Here is a 17,335-nt window from a genome sequence, read left to right as displayed (position 1 = left end):
GGGTGAGACGGGGGCAGGCGGCTCCCGGCCACCACCCACCTCCGGAGACTCACGCACCATGAAACGATCCGACAAGGACCAGCCCCTGATTGACGACATCCGCCTGCTCGGGCGCATTCTGGGCGACGTGATCCGAGAACAGGAGGGCGTGGCCGCGTATGAGCTGGTGGAGCAGGTGCGCAAGCTCTCCGTCGCCTTCCGCCGCGATGCGGACCAGGAAGCCGACCGCGCGCTCAAGAAGCTGCTCAAGTCCCTGTCGGGCGACCAGACGGTGAGCGTGATCCGCGCCTTCACCTATTTCAGCCACCTGGCCAACCTGGCCGAAGACCGCCACCACATCCGCCGCCGCGCCGTGCACGAGCGCGCAGGTGACACGCAGGAGGGCAGCATCGAGGTTGCCCTCTCGCGCCTGCGCTGGGCGGGCATCGCACCGAAGACGATTTCGCAAACCCTGGCGGGCAGTTACGTGGCGCCGGTGCTGACCGCCCACCCCACCGAGGTCCAACGCAAGAGCATCCTGGACGCCGAGCGCGACATCGCCCAGCTGCTGGCCACACGCGACGACATCCAGGTGCGCGCCCAGCTCTACAACAGCGCCAAAGACGCGCTCACCCCGCGCGAACTGGCTGCCAACGAAGCCCTGCTGCGCGCCCGCGTGGCCCAGCTGTGGCAAACGCGCCTGCTGCGCTACAGCAAGCTCACCGTGGCCGACGAGATCGAGAACGCGCTGTCGTATTACGAAGCCACCTTCCTGCGCGAGATCCCCAAGATCTACGCCGACCTGGAAAGCGAACTGGGCCAGTACCCCGTGCACAGCTTCTTGCGCATGGGCCAGTGGATTGGCGGCGACCGCGATGGCAACCCCAATGTGACCGCGCAGACCTTGCGCTACGCCCTGGGCCGCCAGGCCGAGGTGGCCCTGCGCCACTATCTGACCGAGGTGCACTACCTGGGCGGCGAGCTGTCACTGTCCGCCCGCCTGGTGCAGGTGTCGGCCGAGATGGAGGCCCTGGCCCAGCGCTCGCCCGACACCAACGAACACCGCGTGGACGAGCCCTACCGCCGCGCACTCACGGGCATCTATGCGCGTCTGGCCGCATCGCTGAAAGACCTGACCGGCGGCGAGGCCGCGCGCCATGCGGTGGCGCCACAAAACGCCTACGCCAGCGCCGAAGAATTCCTGGCCGACCTGCGGGTGATCGAGGCATCGCTGCAGTCGCACCATGGCCAGGCCCTGGCGGCAGAGCGTCTGCACCCGCTGATCCGCGCCGTGCAGGTGTTCGGCTTCCACCTGGCCACGGTGGACCTCCGCCAAAGCTCCGACAAGCACGAAGAAGTGGTGGCCGAGCTGCTGGCCAAGGCGCGCATCGAGCCCAACTACGCGGGCCTGCAGGAAGCCGCAAAGCGCGCGCTGCTGATCAAGCTGCTGAATGACGCGCGCCCGCTGCGTGTGGTGGGTGCTGAATATTCGGCCCACGCCCAGGGCGAGCTGGCCATCTTCGAGACCGCCCGCGTGATGCGCGAGCGCTTCGGCCACGAGGCCATCCGCCACTACATCATCAGCCACACCGAAACGGTGAGCGATTTGCTTGAAGTGCTGCTGCTGCAAAAAGAAGTGGGCCTGATGAACGGCACGCTGGATGCCGAGTCGAAGAACCACCTCATCGTGGTGCCCCTGTTCGAGACCATCGAAGACCTGCGCAACGCCGCGCCCATCATGCGCGAGTTCTACAGCCTGCCCGGCGTGGCAGCCTTGGTGCAACGCAGCGGCGGCGAGCAGGACATCATGCTCGGCTACAGCGACAGCAACAAGGATGGCGGCATCTTCACCAGCAACTGGGAGCTGTACCGCGCTGAGATTGCCCTCGTCGAACTTTTCGACGAACTCGCCACCAGCCACGGCATCCAGCTGCGCATGTTCCACGGCCGGGGCGGCACCGTGGGCCGTGGCGGTGGCCCGAGCTATCAGGCCATCCTGGCTCAGCCCCCGGGCACTGTGCGTGGGCAGATCCGCCTGACGGAGCAGGGCGAGGTCATTGCCTCCAAATACGCCAACCCAGAGATCGGCCGGCGTAACCTCGAAACCCTGGTGGCCGCCACGCTGGAGGCCACGCTGCTGCAGCCCACCAAGCCCGCCACCAAGGCCTTTCTGGATGCTGCTGCGCAGCTTTCGCTGGCCAGCATGGGCAGCTACCGCGCGCTGGTGTACGAGACGCCCGGCTTCACCGAGTATTTTTTCAACTCCACGCCCATCCGCGAGATCGCCGAGCTGAACATCGGCTCGCGCCCCGCATCGCGCAAGGCCAGCCAGAAGATCGAAGACCTGCGCGCCATCCCCTGGGGCTTCAGCTGGGGCCAGTGCCGCCTCACGCTGCCCGGCTGGTTCGGCTTTGGCTCGGCGGTGGAAGCCTTCATCAATACCGAAGGCAAGGACCCCAAGGCCCAACTGGCCCTGCTGCAGAAGATGTACCGCCAGTGGCCCTTCTTCCGCACCTTGCTGTCCAACATGGACATGGTGCTGGCCAAGAGCGACCTGGCCCTGGCCTCGCGCTACAGCGAGCTGGTGACCGACGCGCGTCTGCGCAAGAAGGTGTTCACCAGCATTGAGGCCGAATGGCACCGCACGGCCGACGCGCTCACCCGCATCACGGGCGACAAGCAGCGCTTGACGCACAACACGGCGCTGGCGCGTTCCATCAAACACCGCTTTCCGTACATCGACCCGCTGCATCACTTGCAGGTGGAGCTGGTGCGCCGCTGGCGCGCAGGGCAGGGCGACGAGCGGGTGCAGACGGGTATCCACATCTCCATCAACGGGATTGCTGCCGGGCTGCGCAACACGGGCTGATCCCCCGCGTTTTTTTACCCGTTTTGCCACCGGCGCCAGCGCGCGCTAGGATGGCCGCCAGGGCGCTTCAGCGCCCGTGGCAGCGGCTTGGCAGCAGGCACCGGCCACAGGCATGGGGTAGCCACTGTGGTGGCACGGCCCTGTGGTGCGTTGTCATGGTGGTGGCCCGCCAACGGGCCGGGAGGCATGGCTTTGGGCATGGATCTGGCGGCCTGGAGGGTGTTGCTGTCGCACCGGCTGGAAGCCGTGGCGCGCGCCGATTCGATGCGGGCCATCCGCGAGGCGTTGCTGTGGGTGTTGCCCTGCCTCATGGTGTCGGCCGTGTTTCTCGTGCTGTCGGTGCTGGCCCGGGTGCTGGGGCTACCGCCTGCGGTGGGTGACATGCTGGCGGGGCTGCATGGCGAGATCAGCCGCATCCTGCCGCTGCTGATTGCTGCTTCGATTGGCTACATGCTGGCCATTCGCCACCAGTTGCCACGGCTGCCTGTGGCTTTTCTGTGTTTTGTGTATGTGGCGCTGGCGTCGTACCAGCTCAGCGGGCAGCCGCGTGCTGCCGCCACGCTGGTGCTTTTCATCGCGATTGCGTCGCCGCTCATCAATGTGCCGCTGATGGCCCGGCTGATGCGGGTGCGCTGGCTGCAGGTGTCACGGGGGGCGCTTGTCAGCGACAACGTCGAAGACGCGGTGAACATGGTGGTGCCCGGCATCGTCACGGCCGCGCTGCTGGCGGCGGTGCTGGCGCTGTTGCAGCAATGGTCGGGCCTGGCGCACTGGAGCCTGCCCATGGACATGGTCGATCCCGACCATTCTTACTTCAACGCCATCGTGCTCACCGGCATGAACTCGCTGCTGTGGTTCTTTGGCATCCACGGCTACCACGCGCTCCAGCCCCTGTTCCAGGTGCTGGAGCAGGCCGTGGGCTGGAACGCCATCGAGCTGCTGACCGACCAGGTACCCCAGCATCCGCTGAACGCGGGGCTGCTGGGGGCGTTTGCCTTCATCGGGGGCGCGGGCGGCACCTTGTCGCTGGTGGTGGCTGTGCTGTGGCATGCGCGCAGCCCCGGCCTGCGCCTGCTGGCGGTGGCCAGCCTGCCCATGGCCTTGCTGAATGTGAACGAGCTGCTGTTGTTCGGCATCCCGTTGATCCTGAATCCGCGCCTGCTCATTCCTTTCATCCTCGTGCCTGCTGTCAACGCCTGCCTGGCGCTGGCGGCCGTGCAGGCGGGCTGGGTGCCCATGGCCACAGTGCCTATGCCCCTCAATGCCCCGGTGGTGTTCAATGCCTATGTCAGCACCCAGGGGGCCTGGCCCGCTGTGGCCTTGCAGCTGGCCCTGGTGCTGCTCGGGGCCTGCATCTATGCACCGGCTGTGCGTGCGCTGGAGCGCCACAACGCCACCACCGTGCACCTGCCCGGGCTGGACACGACCTTCACGCGGCTGCAGGAGGAGGGGAGCCTCTATGCCCACGACCCCATCGTGGTGGCGCAGCAGGGCCAGGCCCGCAGGGAAGACCTGGTGGCCCGGGTGCGCCGCATGGGGGACTATGAGTTCTTCCTGGAATACCAGCCCCAGGTGTCGCCGCACACGGGCCTGTGTGTGGGGTGCGAGGCGCTGCTGCGCGCCCGCGACTCGCAGGGGCGGATCCAGTCGCCGGGGTCGTTCCTGGCCTGGTTGTCCGAGGCGGGGCTGATGAAGGAGGTGGACCTGTGGGTGGCGGCTGCGGCACTGCGGCAGTACCGGCGCTGGCGCAATGCGGGGTTTGAGCTGCCGGTTTCCATCAACGTCACGGGGCCCACCCTCATGTCGCCTGCCCATTGCCAACGCCTGGTGGCCTTGATCGCGCCTGCAGCGGGGTGCATCAGCATCGAGATCACGGAAGACGCCCTGGCGGCCGATGTGGCGCAGATGCGCGACGCCATCGCCCGGGTGCATGCCGTGGGCGCCAAGGTGTCCATCGACGACTTTGGCACCGGGTACTCGTCACTGAGTTATCTGCACGCCTTTGCGGTGGACACCATCAAGATCGACCGCAGTTTTGTGGTGACCAGCACGGCCCCGCAGGGTGCCCGCGTGCTGGAGGGCCTGCTGCATTTTTGCCAGAGCCTGGGGCTGGGCATCGTGGTAGAGGGCGTGGAGACCGATGAACAGCTGCAGGTGTTGCCCACCTCCATCGATCTGCGCGTGCAGGGCTGGTACTACAGCCGCGCCCTGGCGGCGGACGACCTGCCCGCGTTTGTGCAGCAATGCGCATGGGGGGCTGGAAGCAAGGTGGTGCCCCTCGCGCCTACTGCCCCAGCAGTTCGCCCACTGGTTTGAGGTCTTCCACGCGGTCGCACACTGCTTTCACGGCCATCATGACCGGGATGCCCAGCAGCAGCCCCCACAGGCCCCAGAGCCAGCCCCAGGCCAGCACGCTCACGAACACGGCTACCGGGCTCATGCTGCTGGCGCGGCTGGTGAGCCAGGGGGTGAGCAGGTTGCCGACGATGGTGTGGATCACCAGCGATGCACCACCAACGGCCAGGGCCATATCGAGCGTGCCGAACTGCAGGAAAGCCACCAGCGCCGATGCCCCTGTGACCAGGGCCGAACCGATGTAGGGCGCGAGGTTGAGCACCCCGGCCGCCACGCCCCACACCGCTGCGTTTTGCAGGCCCAATGCCCAGTACGCCAGGCCGGTGGCTACGCCCACCAGCACACTGGTGAACACCTGCAGCAGCAGATAGTGCTGAATCTGGCGCGTGATGTCATCGAGGACATGCGTGGTGACCTTGCGCCGCTCCAGGCTGGTGCCCGCGATGCGCAGCAGCTTGTCGCGCAGCAGGTTGCCCGAGGCCAGGGCGAAGAAGGTCAGGAAAACCACCACCATGAGCTGCCCCAGGGCCGACATCAGCCCCACGGTGCCACTCCAGAGGTAGTCGCGGATGTTGAAGGGCTGGCGCTCGACAATCACCCGCTGCACACCCCGGCGCGGCGCTGTCGTGGCGCTGCTTTCGTTGGCCGCCTGTTCAAGCTGCGTGGCGGCCTTTTGCATGGTGTCCAGCGGGCTGCTGCCACCCGCACGGGCCTTGAGGTTGTCGCGCACCTTCTTCGCGGCCACGGGCAACGAGTCCACCAGCTGCGCCGCACCGTCGCTGAGCGACCAGGTGGCACTGGCCAGCCCCGAGACCATGGCAATCAGCAGCGCGCCCGCCCCCAGCCAGCGCGGGATGTGCCATCGGCACAAGATGTCCACTGCTGGCCGCAACGCGGTGGTGAGCAGCAGGCTGAGCATGATCGGGATGAACACCGCACTGGCCCAGTGCAGCAGCGCCACCGTTGCAAACAGCGCCAGCAGGGCGAGCGACAGGTTGCGCACATCCACGGGCATGTGGAGGGTCAGGGGCGCTGAGGGTGGCGGCTCCAGTGTGGGGGCCGCCGCCGATGTGGCCGCTGCAAGCAAGGTCTCCGGCCCCGGGTCGGGCGCGGTGCCGGTTGTGGGAGGGGGCGACCCCGCGTCTGCAATGGGAATCGGGGTGTCCGGCGGTGGCGTGGGGGTGATGGGGGCGGTCGTCATGGCCCCATCGTAAACAGGCTGCTCAGCGCTGTGCTGCTCCAGCGGCCATCAGCCAGAGTCAGCACAGGGGCAGGGTGCGTTGCTTGTTCAATGCGTCCACGGTACCCAGCATCTGCTGCCAATAGGTGGGCAGTGCGGACCAGGGCGCCCCAATCGCCAGGTTGGTTGCATAGACCACGCCCGTATTCATGCGGGGCCGATTGGCATTTTTGACGACTGTCTGCATGTCTGTGCAGGTGCTGGCCGTGTGCACCAGCATGGCCTGTGCGCTGTTGTCCTTGGCATAGACCCAAGTGTTGCCTGGCTGGGGGTCGATGTTCGCGTAGGCTGCTGCGTTGCCTGCATAGGTCACCAGCGTGTCGGCGACGCCTGCATAGGCCGCGACCGGGTAGGTGCCGGGGTTGCCGATCACGATGGGGGCGGCGGGCGGCGTTGCGCCGGCGGTCAGGCCCGTGGTCAGCCCCTTCACATGGGTGTAGACCTCCTGGAAATGCGCCACGCGGGAGCTGTCGGTGGCCATGCCATCCAGGAAAAAGCCGTCGAACAGTCCGGGGTAAAGCCGAATGTAATTGGTGATGGTGGCCTTGATGTCGGCCACCGACAGCGCTCCGCTGCTGGTCGAGGTGGTAGCGACATAGCCAATCACGCGGTTGCTGGTGCCCGAGACGGCCTGGAAGGCCTTGATGGCCTTGGTGAGGTCAGTGTCTTCCTTGGTGTCTGCCGTCAGGACGCCGCTGCTGGGGTTGGCGATGGCGGTGATCTTCACGTCCGGATAGCTGGTCGCGCCGCTGGTGAGGGTGACCCAGGGCGAGGTGGTGCCGGTGGCGCTGAAGTAGGCGGGCACCAGCACTTGCAATGGCTTGTGTGCGGGGCGCACATAGTAGGTGAGGCTGTCCGTGGCCGTGTTGGTGCTGCTGGTGGTAGTGGCGGCAACCTGGAAAGTGGCCGTGGGGGGCAGGCTGCTCACCGTCAGCGTGGAGTTGGCAACTCCGCTCACCGTGGTCGGCGCCACGGGGGCCAGAGCGGCTGCGCTGGCGGGGTTCACGGAGAACGTTGCGACGGTGCCGTTGGGGGCCTGGCTGCCATTGACAAGCACATTGACCGACAGGGATTCCGACACATTGGGTTGGAGCACGTTGCTGGTCGGCTGCGTAAAGCTCACGCTGACGGGGGCCGTCGGTACGGGAGCCGGTGCGGGTGCCGGAGTGGGCGAAGGGGCCGGTGTACTGGTTTTGTCTGCTGCTCCTCCGCAGCCCGCCAGAGCAGCGGTCAAGGCCAGCAGGGATGCGAGGCGGTTTGTCGTGTTCATGGTGTGCATGGTATTCAGGAGGTTCGTTGTGTAGAGCTATTGTGAACGCAGGCCGTGGTGCTTCCAAGCGCTGAAAGCGGGGCTTTGGACGGGAAAAACCGCGTTGTTGCGCCGATCGCGGCAGACCTGCGCCGCTAACATGCCCCCATGACATCCCCCTACCTCCGCATTCCCAGCCTTGCGGCCGTGCTGGCTGCGGTACTGCTGTCAGGCTGTGGCACCCTGGATGTGCCGCGCGCCGACAACTACCCCGCCACCGGCCAGAAGAAGGCGCGCGCCGTGCATCACTGGGATGTGTTGGCCGGTGATGTGGCAGCGCGCGTAGCTGACAAGATTGCCTCGTGGCCACAGGGCGAGTACCCCATCCACGTCACAGTGGCTGACAACTCCAGCTTCAACCTGGGTTTCCTCAAACTCTTGAAGGTGCATCTGCTGAACCGGGGGGTGGCGGTTTCGACCGTGCCAACAGCGGTACAGCTGGAGGTGCAGACGCAGCTGGTGCAGCATGAGTCTGCGGTTCCTCGCAGCCTGCCTGTTCCTATCGGCGGGACCCTTTTGGGCACGGGTGTTGGTGTGTGGCGCGACTGGAAGGTGCATTACGCAGACCGCACGCTGCTGCCTGGTGTAGCCACCGCATTGGGTGTTGGGGCTGGTGTCGCCCTGGACATGGCGCAGTTGTACACACAGGGTGCTGCTGCGGGTGGCCCCACACGCTCAGAAGTGCTCATCACCACCACGCTCAAAAGCCAGGACCGCTACCTCGCGGGGTCGGCTGACATGTATTACATCGAACAAGCCGATGCGGCGCTCTACCTGCCCGAGCTACCGCCCGTGGCTCCCGTTCCGACACCGGTCAAGACCTGGCGGGTGGTGGCACCATGAAGACGCTGCATCTTTCGGCGCGCAGAGCCCTGTGCTGCTCGGCGGCGGTCCTGGCGGTTCTTGGTCTTCAGGGCTGCGCAAGCAACCCGGTCAGCACCTACTACTACGGTGACCGCACTGGCGGGGGCGCTCGTACCGATCTGATTGAGGTCAATGAGCGGGCTACCGATGCGCTGCTGTTGCATGCGGTTCTGGATGCCAATCAGCCGGTGCTGGTGGCGACCCTGGTCAATGTTGACCGGTTGAATGAATCCTCGCGTCTCGGACGTATCTTCTCGGAACAGATAGCGGGCCGCATGGTGCAACGGGGTTTGCGCGTGACGGAAGTGAAGTTGCGCGAGAGCCTGGTTTTGCACCGCGACCAAGGGGAGCTGTTGCTGTCCCGCGAAGCACGCGAGGTGAGCCAGGCGCAGAACGCGCAGGCTGTGGTGGTGGGGACCTACGCGATGTCTGCGTCAGTGCTTTACCTCAGCCTCAAGCTGGTGAATCCGGTGGGCAACCAGGTGGTTGCGGCCCACAGCTACGCGGTGCCAATAGACGAGAACGTGCGCACGCTATTGACCGGGCGCTGAGCGGATTGCTGGTGCTCAAAAGCAGCAGCGGAAGTGAAAACCAGCCCGCAAGGGGCTGGTAGGGTGGGGCTGAGGATTTGGCCTGCATCCATGGCCTTGAACTCCAGATGGTTCGGGCTCAATGCAACATCAACGCACCCGCCGTCTTGCTCTTGCCCGCGCGCGCTGGGGGGTTGCACAGGCCGCAGGTGAAGTGGCGGTTCTCGTACAGCTCGGTCACAAACTGGCCGCTGCACTGTGCGCACTTGGTACGGGTCAGCATGCCTGCGTCCACAAACTTCACCAGGCGCCAGGCGCGGGTGAAGGACAGCAGAGGCTCGATCTCGGCGGTGGTGACCTGTTCGTTGTAGAGGCGGTAGGCCTTGGTCAGCAACTCCACCGAATCCAGGTCCACACCCTTGGACAGGTATTCGTAGATGTTCAGGAACAGCGAGCTGTGGATGTTCTCCTGCCAGGTCAGGAACCAGTCGGTCGAGAACGGCAACTGCCCTTTCGATGGCGACTTGCCCGCGATCTCCTTGTAGAGCCGGATCAGGCGCTCATACGACAGCGTGGTTTCCGATTCGAGCACCTGCATGCGGGCGCCCATCTGGATCAGCATGGCGGCGCGTTCGATCTGCTTGGATTCGTTCAAAACGCTCTTGACTGGGGCTTTGGCGGGGGTGGACATGGCGGGCTTTCAGGCTGGGTGAAGGTTCGGGTTCAGAGCACTTCCGACACGCGGCTGGCCATCAAAATGTTGGCGTGCAGTGTGTTGGTGGCTTCGTTGCCCACCTTCTTGGCCGAGTGGTTGGTCAGCAAGCTCCACACCAGGTTGTCGTCCACGCGGAAGCTGCACAGCAGCGTGTTGCGGGAGGCCAGCTTCATCACTTGCGCGGCAGACAGCGAGGCGAGAATATCGGCAGACTCTTCGTTCATGCCCAAGCGGAACACGGCTTCTGCCTTGTCCTGGCGAATCAGGGTCTGGGCCAGCATCAGGTAGGTGAGGTTGGCTTCGCGGATTTCGGCGAGGAGTTGTTCGTTGGTCATGGCGGCTTCCTTTGTTCCAGTTCCCGGACCCTGCGTTGCCTGCTGGTTGCAGGCTTTGCGTGATCCGATGAAATGGATTGTGAAACCGCCCCAATCAGAAATTAAGTCGGGGTTTGGCTGTGCCGCGTGTCTGGTTTTGCGGTGGCTTGTGTAGGAGTTTGCCTTACACGCCAATCAGGTGCCGACTGTCTTTTCAAGGGGGTGCACTTGCTGCACTGGCTGGCGCAGGCCCATGCGTTCTGCTCATGGTTTTGATAGCACCCGCAAACCCCTCTTTTTTGCGCTTTTGCAACCCTTGGCGCCTGATAACCGCTGACGCGAGCGCTGCTTAGCCTTTTTCGACGGGGCGCGAAGGGTCAGAACACCACTCACTCCAGCTGCCGGCAAACAGTGCCGTGGGGCCCAGGCCCGCGACTTCCATGGCCAGCAGATTGGGCACAGCGCTCACGCCGCTGCCGCACTGGTGCACCACGGTGGCGGGGTTGCGGCCCGCCAGCAGGGCGTCGAACTCAGCGCGCAGCACGGCAGCAGGCTTGAACCGGCCGTCGGCGCCGATGTTCTCGGCAAAGGGACGGTTGAGTGCGCCCGGAATATGGCCTGCCACGGGGTCCAGCGGCTCGACTTCGCCCCGGTAGCGGGCACCAGCGCGGGCATCGATCACGGTCTGGCCGGGCTGCTGCAGGTGTGCAAGCACGTCGCTGGCCGTGGCCAGTCGGCGCAGGGGCTCAGCCAGTTGAAAGTGGGACTGGAAGTGCGAGGGCTCCTCGCCGCCTTTGACCGCGCCGCCAGCGGCTTGCCAGGCCTGCAGTCCGCCATCGAGCACGGCCACGGCATCGTGGCCCGCCCACTTGAGCATCCACCACAGGCGCCCGCAATAGTTGGCACCCTGGCGGTCGTACACCACGGCCTGCATGTGGTTGGCAAAGCCCACGCTGGACAGCCACATTGCAAAACGTTCGCGGCTGGGCAGCGGGTGGCGACCACCGGATGCGGGTTTGTCGGCCTCTTGCGCGGTGACCGTGCCGCCCGCACCCGGCACGCCATGCTTGGCGCTCAGGTGGTTATTGAGATCCGCGTACACCGCGCCGGGGATGTGTGCCTCGCCATACTGTTGGGCGCCGGCCGAGGCCTGCATCAGGTCAAAGCTGCAGTCAAACACCATCAGCGGCGCGCCGCCGTCGATCTGGGCCTGCAGTTCGGTGGCAGAGATGAGGGTCGTGTAGGTCATGGTGTGTGCCGGTGCGAAGGGAAGACGGGCTCCATTGTGTCCAACTGCTTACAGCCTCGTGCAGCCACGTTGTATCAATGTTCTTCTGCGGGGGCTCCTGGCGCCGCGCGGGCCCGCAGGATGGTGGCCACAATGCCGCTGCCCACGATGAGGGCCATGCCGATCCAGCCGATGGGGGGAATCTTGTCGCCAAACAGCAGCACGCTGTAGAGGCCTGCAAACACGATGCCCGAATACTGCAGATTGGCCACCACCAGCGTGCCGCGCTGGGTCTTGGCGCTGGCATAGGCCTTGGTCATGCACAGCTGGCCACCGGCGGCCAGAACCCCGATGGGCAGAAGCCACAACGCCTGCCAGCCCGGCCAGGGCGAGGTGCCCGTGAACAGCAGGGCAGCACCGCCCGCTACCGCCGAGCCCACCGCAAAATAGAACACGGTACGCGATTCGGGTTCGCCCAGGCGCGACAGCGCCACCACCTGCATATAGGCAAACGCGGCCGTCAGGCCGGACATCAGCCCGATCAGGCCGGCAAAGGCCTGGTTCTGATCGAGGCTGGGGCGCAGCATCAGCACCACGCCAATAAAACCGACCAGTACCGTCAGTACAAGCGGGCCCTGCAGGGCTGGGCGGGGCGTGGCTGGCGAGGGGCGCCAGGCGAGCAGCGTGCCGCCAATCAGGAAGGCCGCGATCCACACGCTGCTCATGTAGTTGAGCGTCATGGCCGTGGCCAGGGGCAGGTGGGCAATGGCAAAGAACCAGGCCCCGAGCGAGGTCACGCCCACCAGGCTGCGCCAGGCGTGCATGCCGGGGTACTGCGTGGCCAGCGTCACCTTTTGTGAGCGCGCGAGCAGCCAAAGGATGGCCATGCCGATGAGGCCCCGGTAGCACACCAGCTCGGCCGAGTTGAAGAAGTCCGATGCGATCTTGACGCACACGCCCATGCTGGCAAACAGGAACGCGGCCAACACCATCCAGAGGGCTTGCATCGGGTTGTGATCTCTTGAGGGGCACCGAGGGGTGCAGAAATGAAAATAGCTGAAAGCGCTTATTTTTTAAGCACTGTCAGCTATTGTAATGAGAGCAGACCACTGCGGGCCTGCAGATTGGCGGGGATTTGCCGCTGTATTCAGCGCTTTGGGGTGTTGGCGCCCAGCGAGTCGCCGTCCATGGCTTCGCGGTACCACTCATGGAAGTGCTGCATGCCGTCTTCCATGGGGCTCTGATACGGGCCAACCTCGTTGTCGCCACGGGCCAGCAGCGCCTTGCGCCCGGCGTCCATGCGTTCGCCGATCTCGTCGTCCTCGATGCAGGTCTCCATGTAAGCAGCCTTCTGTGCCTCGACGAACTCGCGCTCAAAGGCAGCGATCTCTTCGGGGTAGTAGAACTCCACCATGTTCAGCGTCTTGGTGGGGCTGATGGGGTGCAGTGTGGAGACGGTGAGCACATGCGGATACCACTCCACCATGATGTGCGGGTACAGCGTGAGCCAGATTGCGCCGTGCTGCGGCGGTTTGCCGCCCCGGTAGTCCAGCAGCGCCTTGTGCCAGCGTTCGTACACCGGGCTACCGGCCTTGCCCAGGCGGTTGGCCACGCCCACGGTCTGCACCGAGTAGTTCTTGCCGAATTCCCAGCGCAGGTCGTCGCAGGTCACGAAGCTGCCCAGGCCGGGGTGGAAGGGGCCGACGTGGTAGTCCTCCAGGTAGACCTCGATGAAGGTCTTCCAGTTGTAGTTGCACTCGTGCAGCTCCACGTGGTCGAGCACGTAGCCGTCAAAGTCCAGGTCGGCGCGCGGGCCCATTTGGGCCAGGTCGGCGGCCACGTCGTAGCCGTTGTCTTCAAAAATGAGGCCGTTCCACTCGCGCAGTTTGTAGTTGTTCAGGTCGAGGCAGGGGTCGTGCGCAAAATGGGGCGCGCCCAGCAATTCGCCCTTCGGGCTGTAGGTCCAGCGGTGCAAGGGGCACACGATGTTGCCACCCGCGTGGCCCTTGCCCTGGCCCGCAAGCGAGCCCTTGCCCTTGAGCATGACGGCCTGGCGATGGCGGCAGACGTTGGAGACAAGCTCGATGCCGCCCTGGGCGTTGCGCACCAGCGCGCGGCCCTCGCCCTCCTGGGGCAGGGCGTAGTAGTCGCCGGGATTCGGCACGCTCAACTGGTGCCCCACATAGCGGGGCCCGCGCTGGAAGATGGTGTCCAGCTCGCGCTGGAACAGCGCATCGTCAAAGTAGCTTGAAACTGGTAGTTGGCTTGCGGCCTGCTGCAGTTGAAGACTTAAATCAGACATGGGTGACCTGACCTAAAGACTCCCCACAGGGAAGTGCGGGAGGTGCGCCAAGGCGCATCCAGAAAAAAGAAACCGGCTAGGGTGAGTAGCCGGCTCGACGGGAATGGGATTATAGGCGGTGGGGTTATTCCCGCATCCCCCCTACGTGTATTGAAATCCTTGTTCTAGACGCAGGTCAAACAGGCGCTGGCTGGGGCTGTGCCTTTTGCGGTTGCCGGGCGGGTTCTGGGGCGCCGCATCCATTCGGCGGGCTTCGGTCTCTGCGCCGTGGTGGTGCGCCTAAAATGGCCGGTTTTCTCACCTGCGCTCTGCCGCTTTGCCCATGCCCAAGGCTCCTGCCACCCCTGCGCCACCCGCCGAACCCGCCAGCTACGAAGCGGCGCTGGAAGAGCTGGAGCAGCTTGTGGCCCGCATCGAGTCGGGCCAGTTGCCGCTGGACCAGATGCTGGCGGGCTACCAGCGTGGCGCGGCGCTGCTGGCGTTTTGCCGCCAGCGGCTGGAAGCGGTGCAGGATCAGATCAAGGTGCTGGACGGTGGCCAGCTCCAACCATGGACCCAGGAATGAGTGCAGTGCCCGCGCCTTCAGCCGCAGCGATGAGTCAGCTTTCCCCGTTTGAGGTGGCCCCCTGGAGCCACAACCACTTGGCCCGCGTGGAGCAGGCCCTGTCGGGGTGGGTGGGCCACGGCGCCCCTGCCGGGCTGGGCGATGCTATGCGCTATGCCGTGCTCGATGGCGGCAAGCGCCTGCGGCCGCTGCTGGTGCTGGCTGCGTACGAGGCGGTGTGCAGCGGCACCCCCGCTGCGGAGGTGTCGGGCGAAGCGGCCCTGCGCGCTGCGTGTGCGGTGGAACTGATCCATGCCTATTCCCTCGTGCACGACGACATGCCCTGCATGGACAACGACGTGCTGCGCCGGGGCAAGCCCACGGTGCATGTGCAGTTTGGCGAAGCCCAGGCCCTGCTGGCGGGTGATGCGCTCCAGGCCTTTGCGTTTGAGCTGCTCACCCCCGACGACAACGCACTGCCTGCCGCCATGCAGGCCACGTTGTGCCGCCTGCTGGCGCGCGCTGCGGGCTCGGCCGGCATGGCCGGTGGCCAGGCGATCGACCTGGCCAGCGTGGGCGTGGCGCTGACCGAAGACCAGCTGCGCCAGATGCACCGGCTCAAGACCGGTGCGCTGCTGCAGGGCAGTGTTCTCATGGGCGCCGTGTGTGGTCATGCGGCACCGGCGGCCTACCAGGCGCTGTCGGATTACGGCGCGGTCATGGGCCTGGCGTTTCAGGTGGTAGATGACATCCTGGATGTGGTGGCTGATTCGGCCACGCTGGGCAAGACGGCGGGCAAGGATGCCGCCGCTGACAAGCCCACCTATGTCTCCCTTCTGGGGCTGGAGCGTGCCCAGGCCCATGCCCAGGAGCTGCTGCAGGACGCACATGCCGCCCTGGCGCGCAGTGGCTTGCCGGACACCCGGGCCCTGGCTGCGCTGGCCGACATGGTGGTGCGCCGCTCTTACTAGAATTTGAACAAAATTGGCCTCTACCGCCTGTCCATCATGCGTTAGTAGCTATTAAAAGAATAGTAAATGTCCACGACCTCATTCCCCCTGCTGCAGACCATCAACGACCCGGCAGACCTGCGCCAGCTGGCGCGCGCCGATCTCAAGGCGCTGGCTGCCGAGTTGCGCGAGTTTGTGGTGCACAGCGTCTCCCAGACCGGCGGGCACCTCAGCTCCAACCTGGGCACGGTGGAGCTGACCGTGGCCCTGCACCATGTCTTCAACACCCCCGAAGACCGTCTGGTGTGGGATGTGGGCCATCAGACCTATCCGCACAAGATCCTGACCGGCCGCCGCGAGCGCATGCACACGCTGCGCCAGCTGGGCGGCATCTCGGGCTTTCCGCAGCGCGCCGAAAGCATCTACGACACTTTTGGCACGGCGCATTCCAGCACCAGCATCTCGGCCGCGCTGGGCATGGCCCTGGCTGCCAAACGCAAGGGCGAAAACCGCCATGCAGTGGCCATCATCGGCGACGGCGCGATGACGGCCGGCATGGCCTTCGAGGCGCTGAACAACGCGGGCGTGGCCGACTGCAATCTGCTGGTAGTGCTCAACGACAACGACATGTCGATCAGCCCACCCGTGGGCGCGCTCAACCGCTACCTGGCCCAGCTCATGAGCGGCCAGTTCTACGCAGCCGCCAAGAACGTGGGCAAGACCGTGCTCAAGCCCGTGCCGCCTCTGCTGGAGCTGGCCAAGCGCTTCGAGCAGCAGGCCAAGGGCATGGTCGTGCCTGCCACCCTGTTCGAGAAGTTCGGCTTCAACTACATCGGCCCCATCGACGGGCACGACCTGGATTCGCTGATCCCCACGCTCGAGAACATCAAGAGCCTCAAGGGCCCGCAGTTCCTGCACGTGGTCACCAAGAAGGGCCAGGGCTACAAGCTGGCCGAGGCCGACCCCATCGCTTACCACGGCCCTGGCAAGTTCGACCCCAGCGTGGGCCTGACCAAGCCCGCCACGCCGCCCAAGCAGACCTTCACCCAGGTGTTTGGCCAGTGGCTGTGCGACATGGCCGCGCAGGACATGCGCCTGGTAGGCATCACGCCTGCCATGCGCGAGGGTTCGGGCATGGTCGAGTTTGAAAAGCGCTTTCCTGACCGTTATTACGACGTGGGCATTGCCGAGCAGCACGCCGTGACCTTTGCTGCTGGCATGGCCTGTGAGGGTGTCAAACCCGTGGTGGCGATCTATTCCACCTTCCTGCAGCGCGGCTACGACCAGCTGATCCACGACGTGGCGCTGCAGAACCTGCCCGTGGTGTTTGCGCTGGACCGCGCAGGCCTGGTGGGTGCCGACGGTGCGACGCATGCCGGGGCGTATGACATCCCGTTTGTGCGCTGCATCCCCAACATGGGCATGGCGTGCCCGGCCGACGAGCGCGAATGCCGCCAGCTGTTGTCTACTGCGTATGAGCAGAACCACCCCGTGGCCGTGCGTTACCCGCGCGGCAGCGGTGCGGGTGTGGCGCCCCTGGCCGGGCTGGATGCCCTGCCGTATGGCAAGGGCGAGATCCGCCGCGAGCGCCAGGGCACCGATGCCAAGGCGCAGCGCATCGCCATCCTATCGTTTGGCACCCTGCTATACCCCGCGCTGGAGGCGGCCGAGTCGCTCGATGCCACCGTGATCAATATGCGCTGGGCCAAGCCCATCGACGAAGCCCTGCTGCGCGATGTGGCCGAGCGCCACGATGTGCTGGTCACGCTGGAAGAAGGCGCGGTCCAGGGCGGCGCGGGCAGTGCCGTCACCGAGGCCCTCAACGCCATGGGCATCGTGCGCCCCGTGCTGCAACTGGGCCTGCCCGATGCCTTCATCGAACACGGCGACCCGGCCAAGCTGCTGTCGCTACAAGGGCTGGATGCGGCGGGGATACGCAAAGCCATCGAGCTTCGGTTTTCGCGCTAGACAGCTTGCTTTTCGGTTGTCGTCCAGGCGGTTCACGCGGCCCGTGTTTCCAGCTCTTCCTCGCCACTGATCCCTGGTGATGGCGGGGCGTAGCTGGGTGTGCTGCGGTGATCTGGCTCCTTGCGAGACCGGGAAAACCAAGAGGGCCTGATGTCCCCCGTACTCCTA

General features: G+C 65.4%; 14 protein-coding genes. 7 read left to right on the top strand and 7 right to left on the bottom strand.

All coding sequences use genetic code 11. From position 1 onward, the window contains the following. Positions 1 to 58: 58 nt before the first annotated feature. Both ppc and ACYZGB_RS16925 read left to right on the top strand, forming a co-directional pair. Complete coding sequence (ppc, locus tag ACYZGB_RS16930; RefSeq protein WP_462389957.1) at positions 59 to 2,848, top strand: phosphoenolpyruvate carboxylase; 2,790 nt, start codon at positions 59 to 61, stop codon at positions 2,846 to 2,848. A 186-nt stretch (positions 2,849 to 3,034) separates the two neighbouring features. Then, the gene (locus tag ACYZGB_RS16925; RefSeq protein ID WP_462389955.1) at positions 3,035 to 5,164 is read left to right on the top strand and encodes an EAL domain-containing protein; all 2,130 of its coding nucleotides are present in this window, start codon (positions 3,035 to 3,037) and stop codon (positions 5,162 to 5,164) included. Here the strand turns inward: ACYZGB_RS16925 and ACYZGB_RS16920 are convergent. Together ACYZGB_RS16920 and ACYZGB_RS16915 are read right to left on the bottom strand one after the other, a co-directional pair. Next, positions 5,133 to 6,404, bottom strand: coding sequence for an AI-2E family transporter (locus ACYZGB_RS16920; RefSeq protein WP_462389953.1), 1,272 nt, complete (start codon positions 6,402 to 6,404; stop codon positions 5,133 to 5,135). The two genes, ACYZGB_RS16925 and ACYZGB_RS16920, sit on opposite strands and share 32 nt — an antisense overlap. Positions 6,405 to 6,462: 58 nt before the next feature. Further along, positions 6,463 to 7,713 (bottom strand): spherulation-specific family 4 protein, encoded by a 1,251-nt coding sequence (locus tag ACYZGB_RS16915; RefSeq protein WP_462389951.1) that lies wholly within the window; start codon positions 7,711 to 7,713, stop codon positions 6,463 to 6,465. A gap of 147 nt (positions 7,714 to 7,860) precedes the next feature. On the opposite strand from ACYZGB_RS16915, the gene ACYZGB_RS16910 reads away from it, so the two are divergent. Both ACYZGB_RS16910 and ACYZGB_RS16905 read left to right on the top strand, forming a co-directional pair. Then, the gene (locus tag ACYZGB_RS16910) at positions 7,861 to 8,595 is read left to right on the top strand and encodes a hypothetical protein (RefSeq protein ID WP_462389950.1); all 735 of its coding nucleotides are present in this window, start codon (positions 7,861 to 7,863) and stop codon (positions 8,593 to 8,595) included. After that, positions 8,592 to 9,167, top strand: a complete 576-nt coding sequence (locus ACYZGB_RS16905) for a FlgO family outer membrane protein (RefSeq protein ID WP_462389948.1) — start codon at positions 8,592 to 8,594, stop codon at positions 9,165 to 9,167. The genes ACYZGB_RS16910 and ACYZGB_RS16905 overlap by 4 nt, the downstream gene beginning before the upstream one ends. A 118-nt stretch (positions 9,168 to 9,285) precedes the next feature. On the opposite strand, the gene flhC is transcribed toward ACYZGB_RS16905, so the two are convergent. The 5 genes from flhC to ACYZGB_RS16880 all read right to left on the bottom strand — a co-directional run bounded on the left by flhC (position 9,286) and on the right by ACYZGB_RS16880 (position 13,705). Then, positions 9,286 to 9,837 carry a flagellar transcriptional regulator FlhC gene (flhC, locus tag ACYZGB_RS16900; RefSeq protein WP_462389947.1) on the bottom strand — a complete coding sequence of 184 codons (552 nt, stop codon included), beginning with the start codon at positions 9,835 to 9,837 and terminating at the stop codon, positions 9,286 to 9,288. A 32-nt stretch (positions 9,838 to 9,869) separates the two neighbouring features. Further along, positions 9,870 to 10,196, bottom strand: a complete 327-nt coding sequence (gene flhD / locus ACYZGB_RS16895; protein WP_008902803.1) for a flagellar transcriptional regulator FlhD — start codon at positions 10,194 to 10,196, stop codon at positions 9,870 to 9,872. A 328-nt stretch (positions 10,197 to 10,524) separates the two neighbouring features. Then, on the bottom strand, positions 10,525 to 11,424 hold the full coding sequence (locus ACYZGB_RS16890) for a sulfurtransferase (protein WP_462389945.1): 900 nt from the start codon (positions 11,422 to 11,424) through the stop codon (positions 10,525 to 10,527). Between the two features lie 74 nt (positions 11,425 to 11,498). Then, entirely contained in the window at positions 11,499 to 12,410 is a 912-nt protein-coding gene (locus ACYZGB_RS16885) for a DMT family transporter (protein WP_462389943.1), read from the bottom strand. A gap of 140 nt (positions 12,411 to 12,550) precedes the next feature. Beyond that, positions 12,551 to 13,705, bottom strand: a complete 1,155-nt coding sequence (locus tag ACYZGB_RS16880; RefSeq protein WP_462389941.1) for an aromatic ring-hydroxylating oxygenase subunit alpha — start codon at positions 13,703 to 13,705, stop codon at positions 12,551 to 12,553. Between the two features lie 322 nt (positions 13,706 to 14,027). Between ACYZGB_RS16880 and ACYZGB_RS16875 the strand changes: the two genes are divergently transcribed. The 3 genes from ACYZGB_RS16875 to dxs all read left to right on the top strand — a co-directional run bounded on the left by ACYZGB_RS16875 (position 14,028) and on the right by dxs (position 17,167). Further along, positions 14,028 to 14,270: an exodeoxyribonuclease VII small subunit gene (locus ACYZGB_RS16875; RefSeq protein ID WP_462389939.1), complete on the top strand. Its 243-nt coding sequence runs from the start codon at positions 14,028 to 14,030 to the stop codon at positions 14,268 to 14,270. Then, positions 14,267 to 15,220 (top strand): polyprenyl synthetase family protein, encoded by a 954-nt coding sequence (locus ACYZGB_RS16870; RefSeq protein WP_462389937.1) that lies wholly within the window; start codon positions 14,267 to 14,269, stop codon positions 15,218 to 15,220. The genes ACYZGB_RS16875 and ACYZGB_RS16870 overlap by 4 nt, the downstream gene beginning before the upstream one ends. Before the next feature lie 66 nt (positions 15,221 to 15,286). Continuing rightward, the gene (dxs, locus tag ACYZGB_RS16865; RefSeq protein ID WP_462389935.1) at positions 15,287 to 17,167 is read left to right on the top strand and encodes a 1-deoxy-D-xylulose-5-phosphate synthase; all 1,881 of its coding nucleotides are present in this window, start codon (positions 15,287 to 15,289) and stop codon (positions 17,165 to 17,167) included. The last annotated feature ends 168 nt before the right edge of the window (positions 17,168 to 17,335 follow it).

It is taken from the genome of Acidovorax sp. Q11, assembly GCF_054950075.1.
This window is presented reverse-complemented; position numbering and strand designations above follow the sequence as displayed.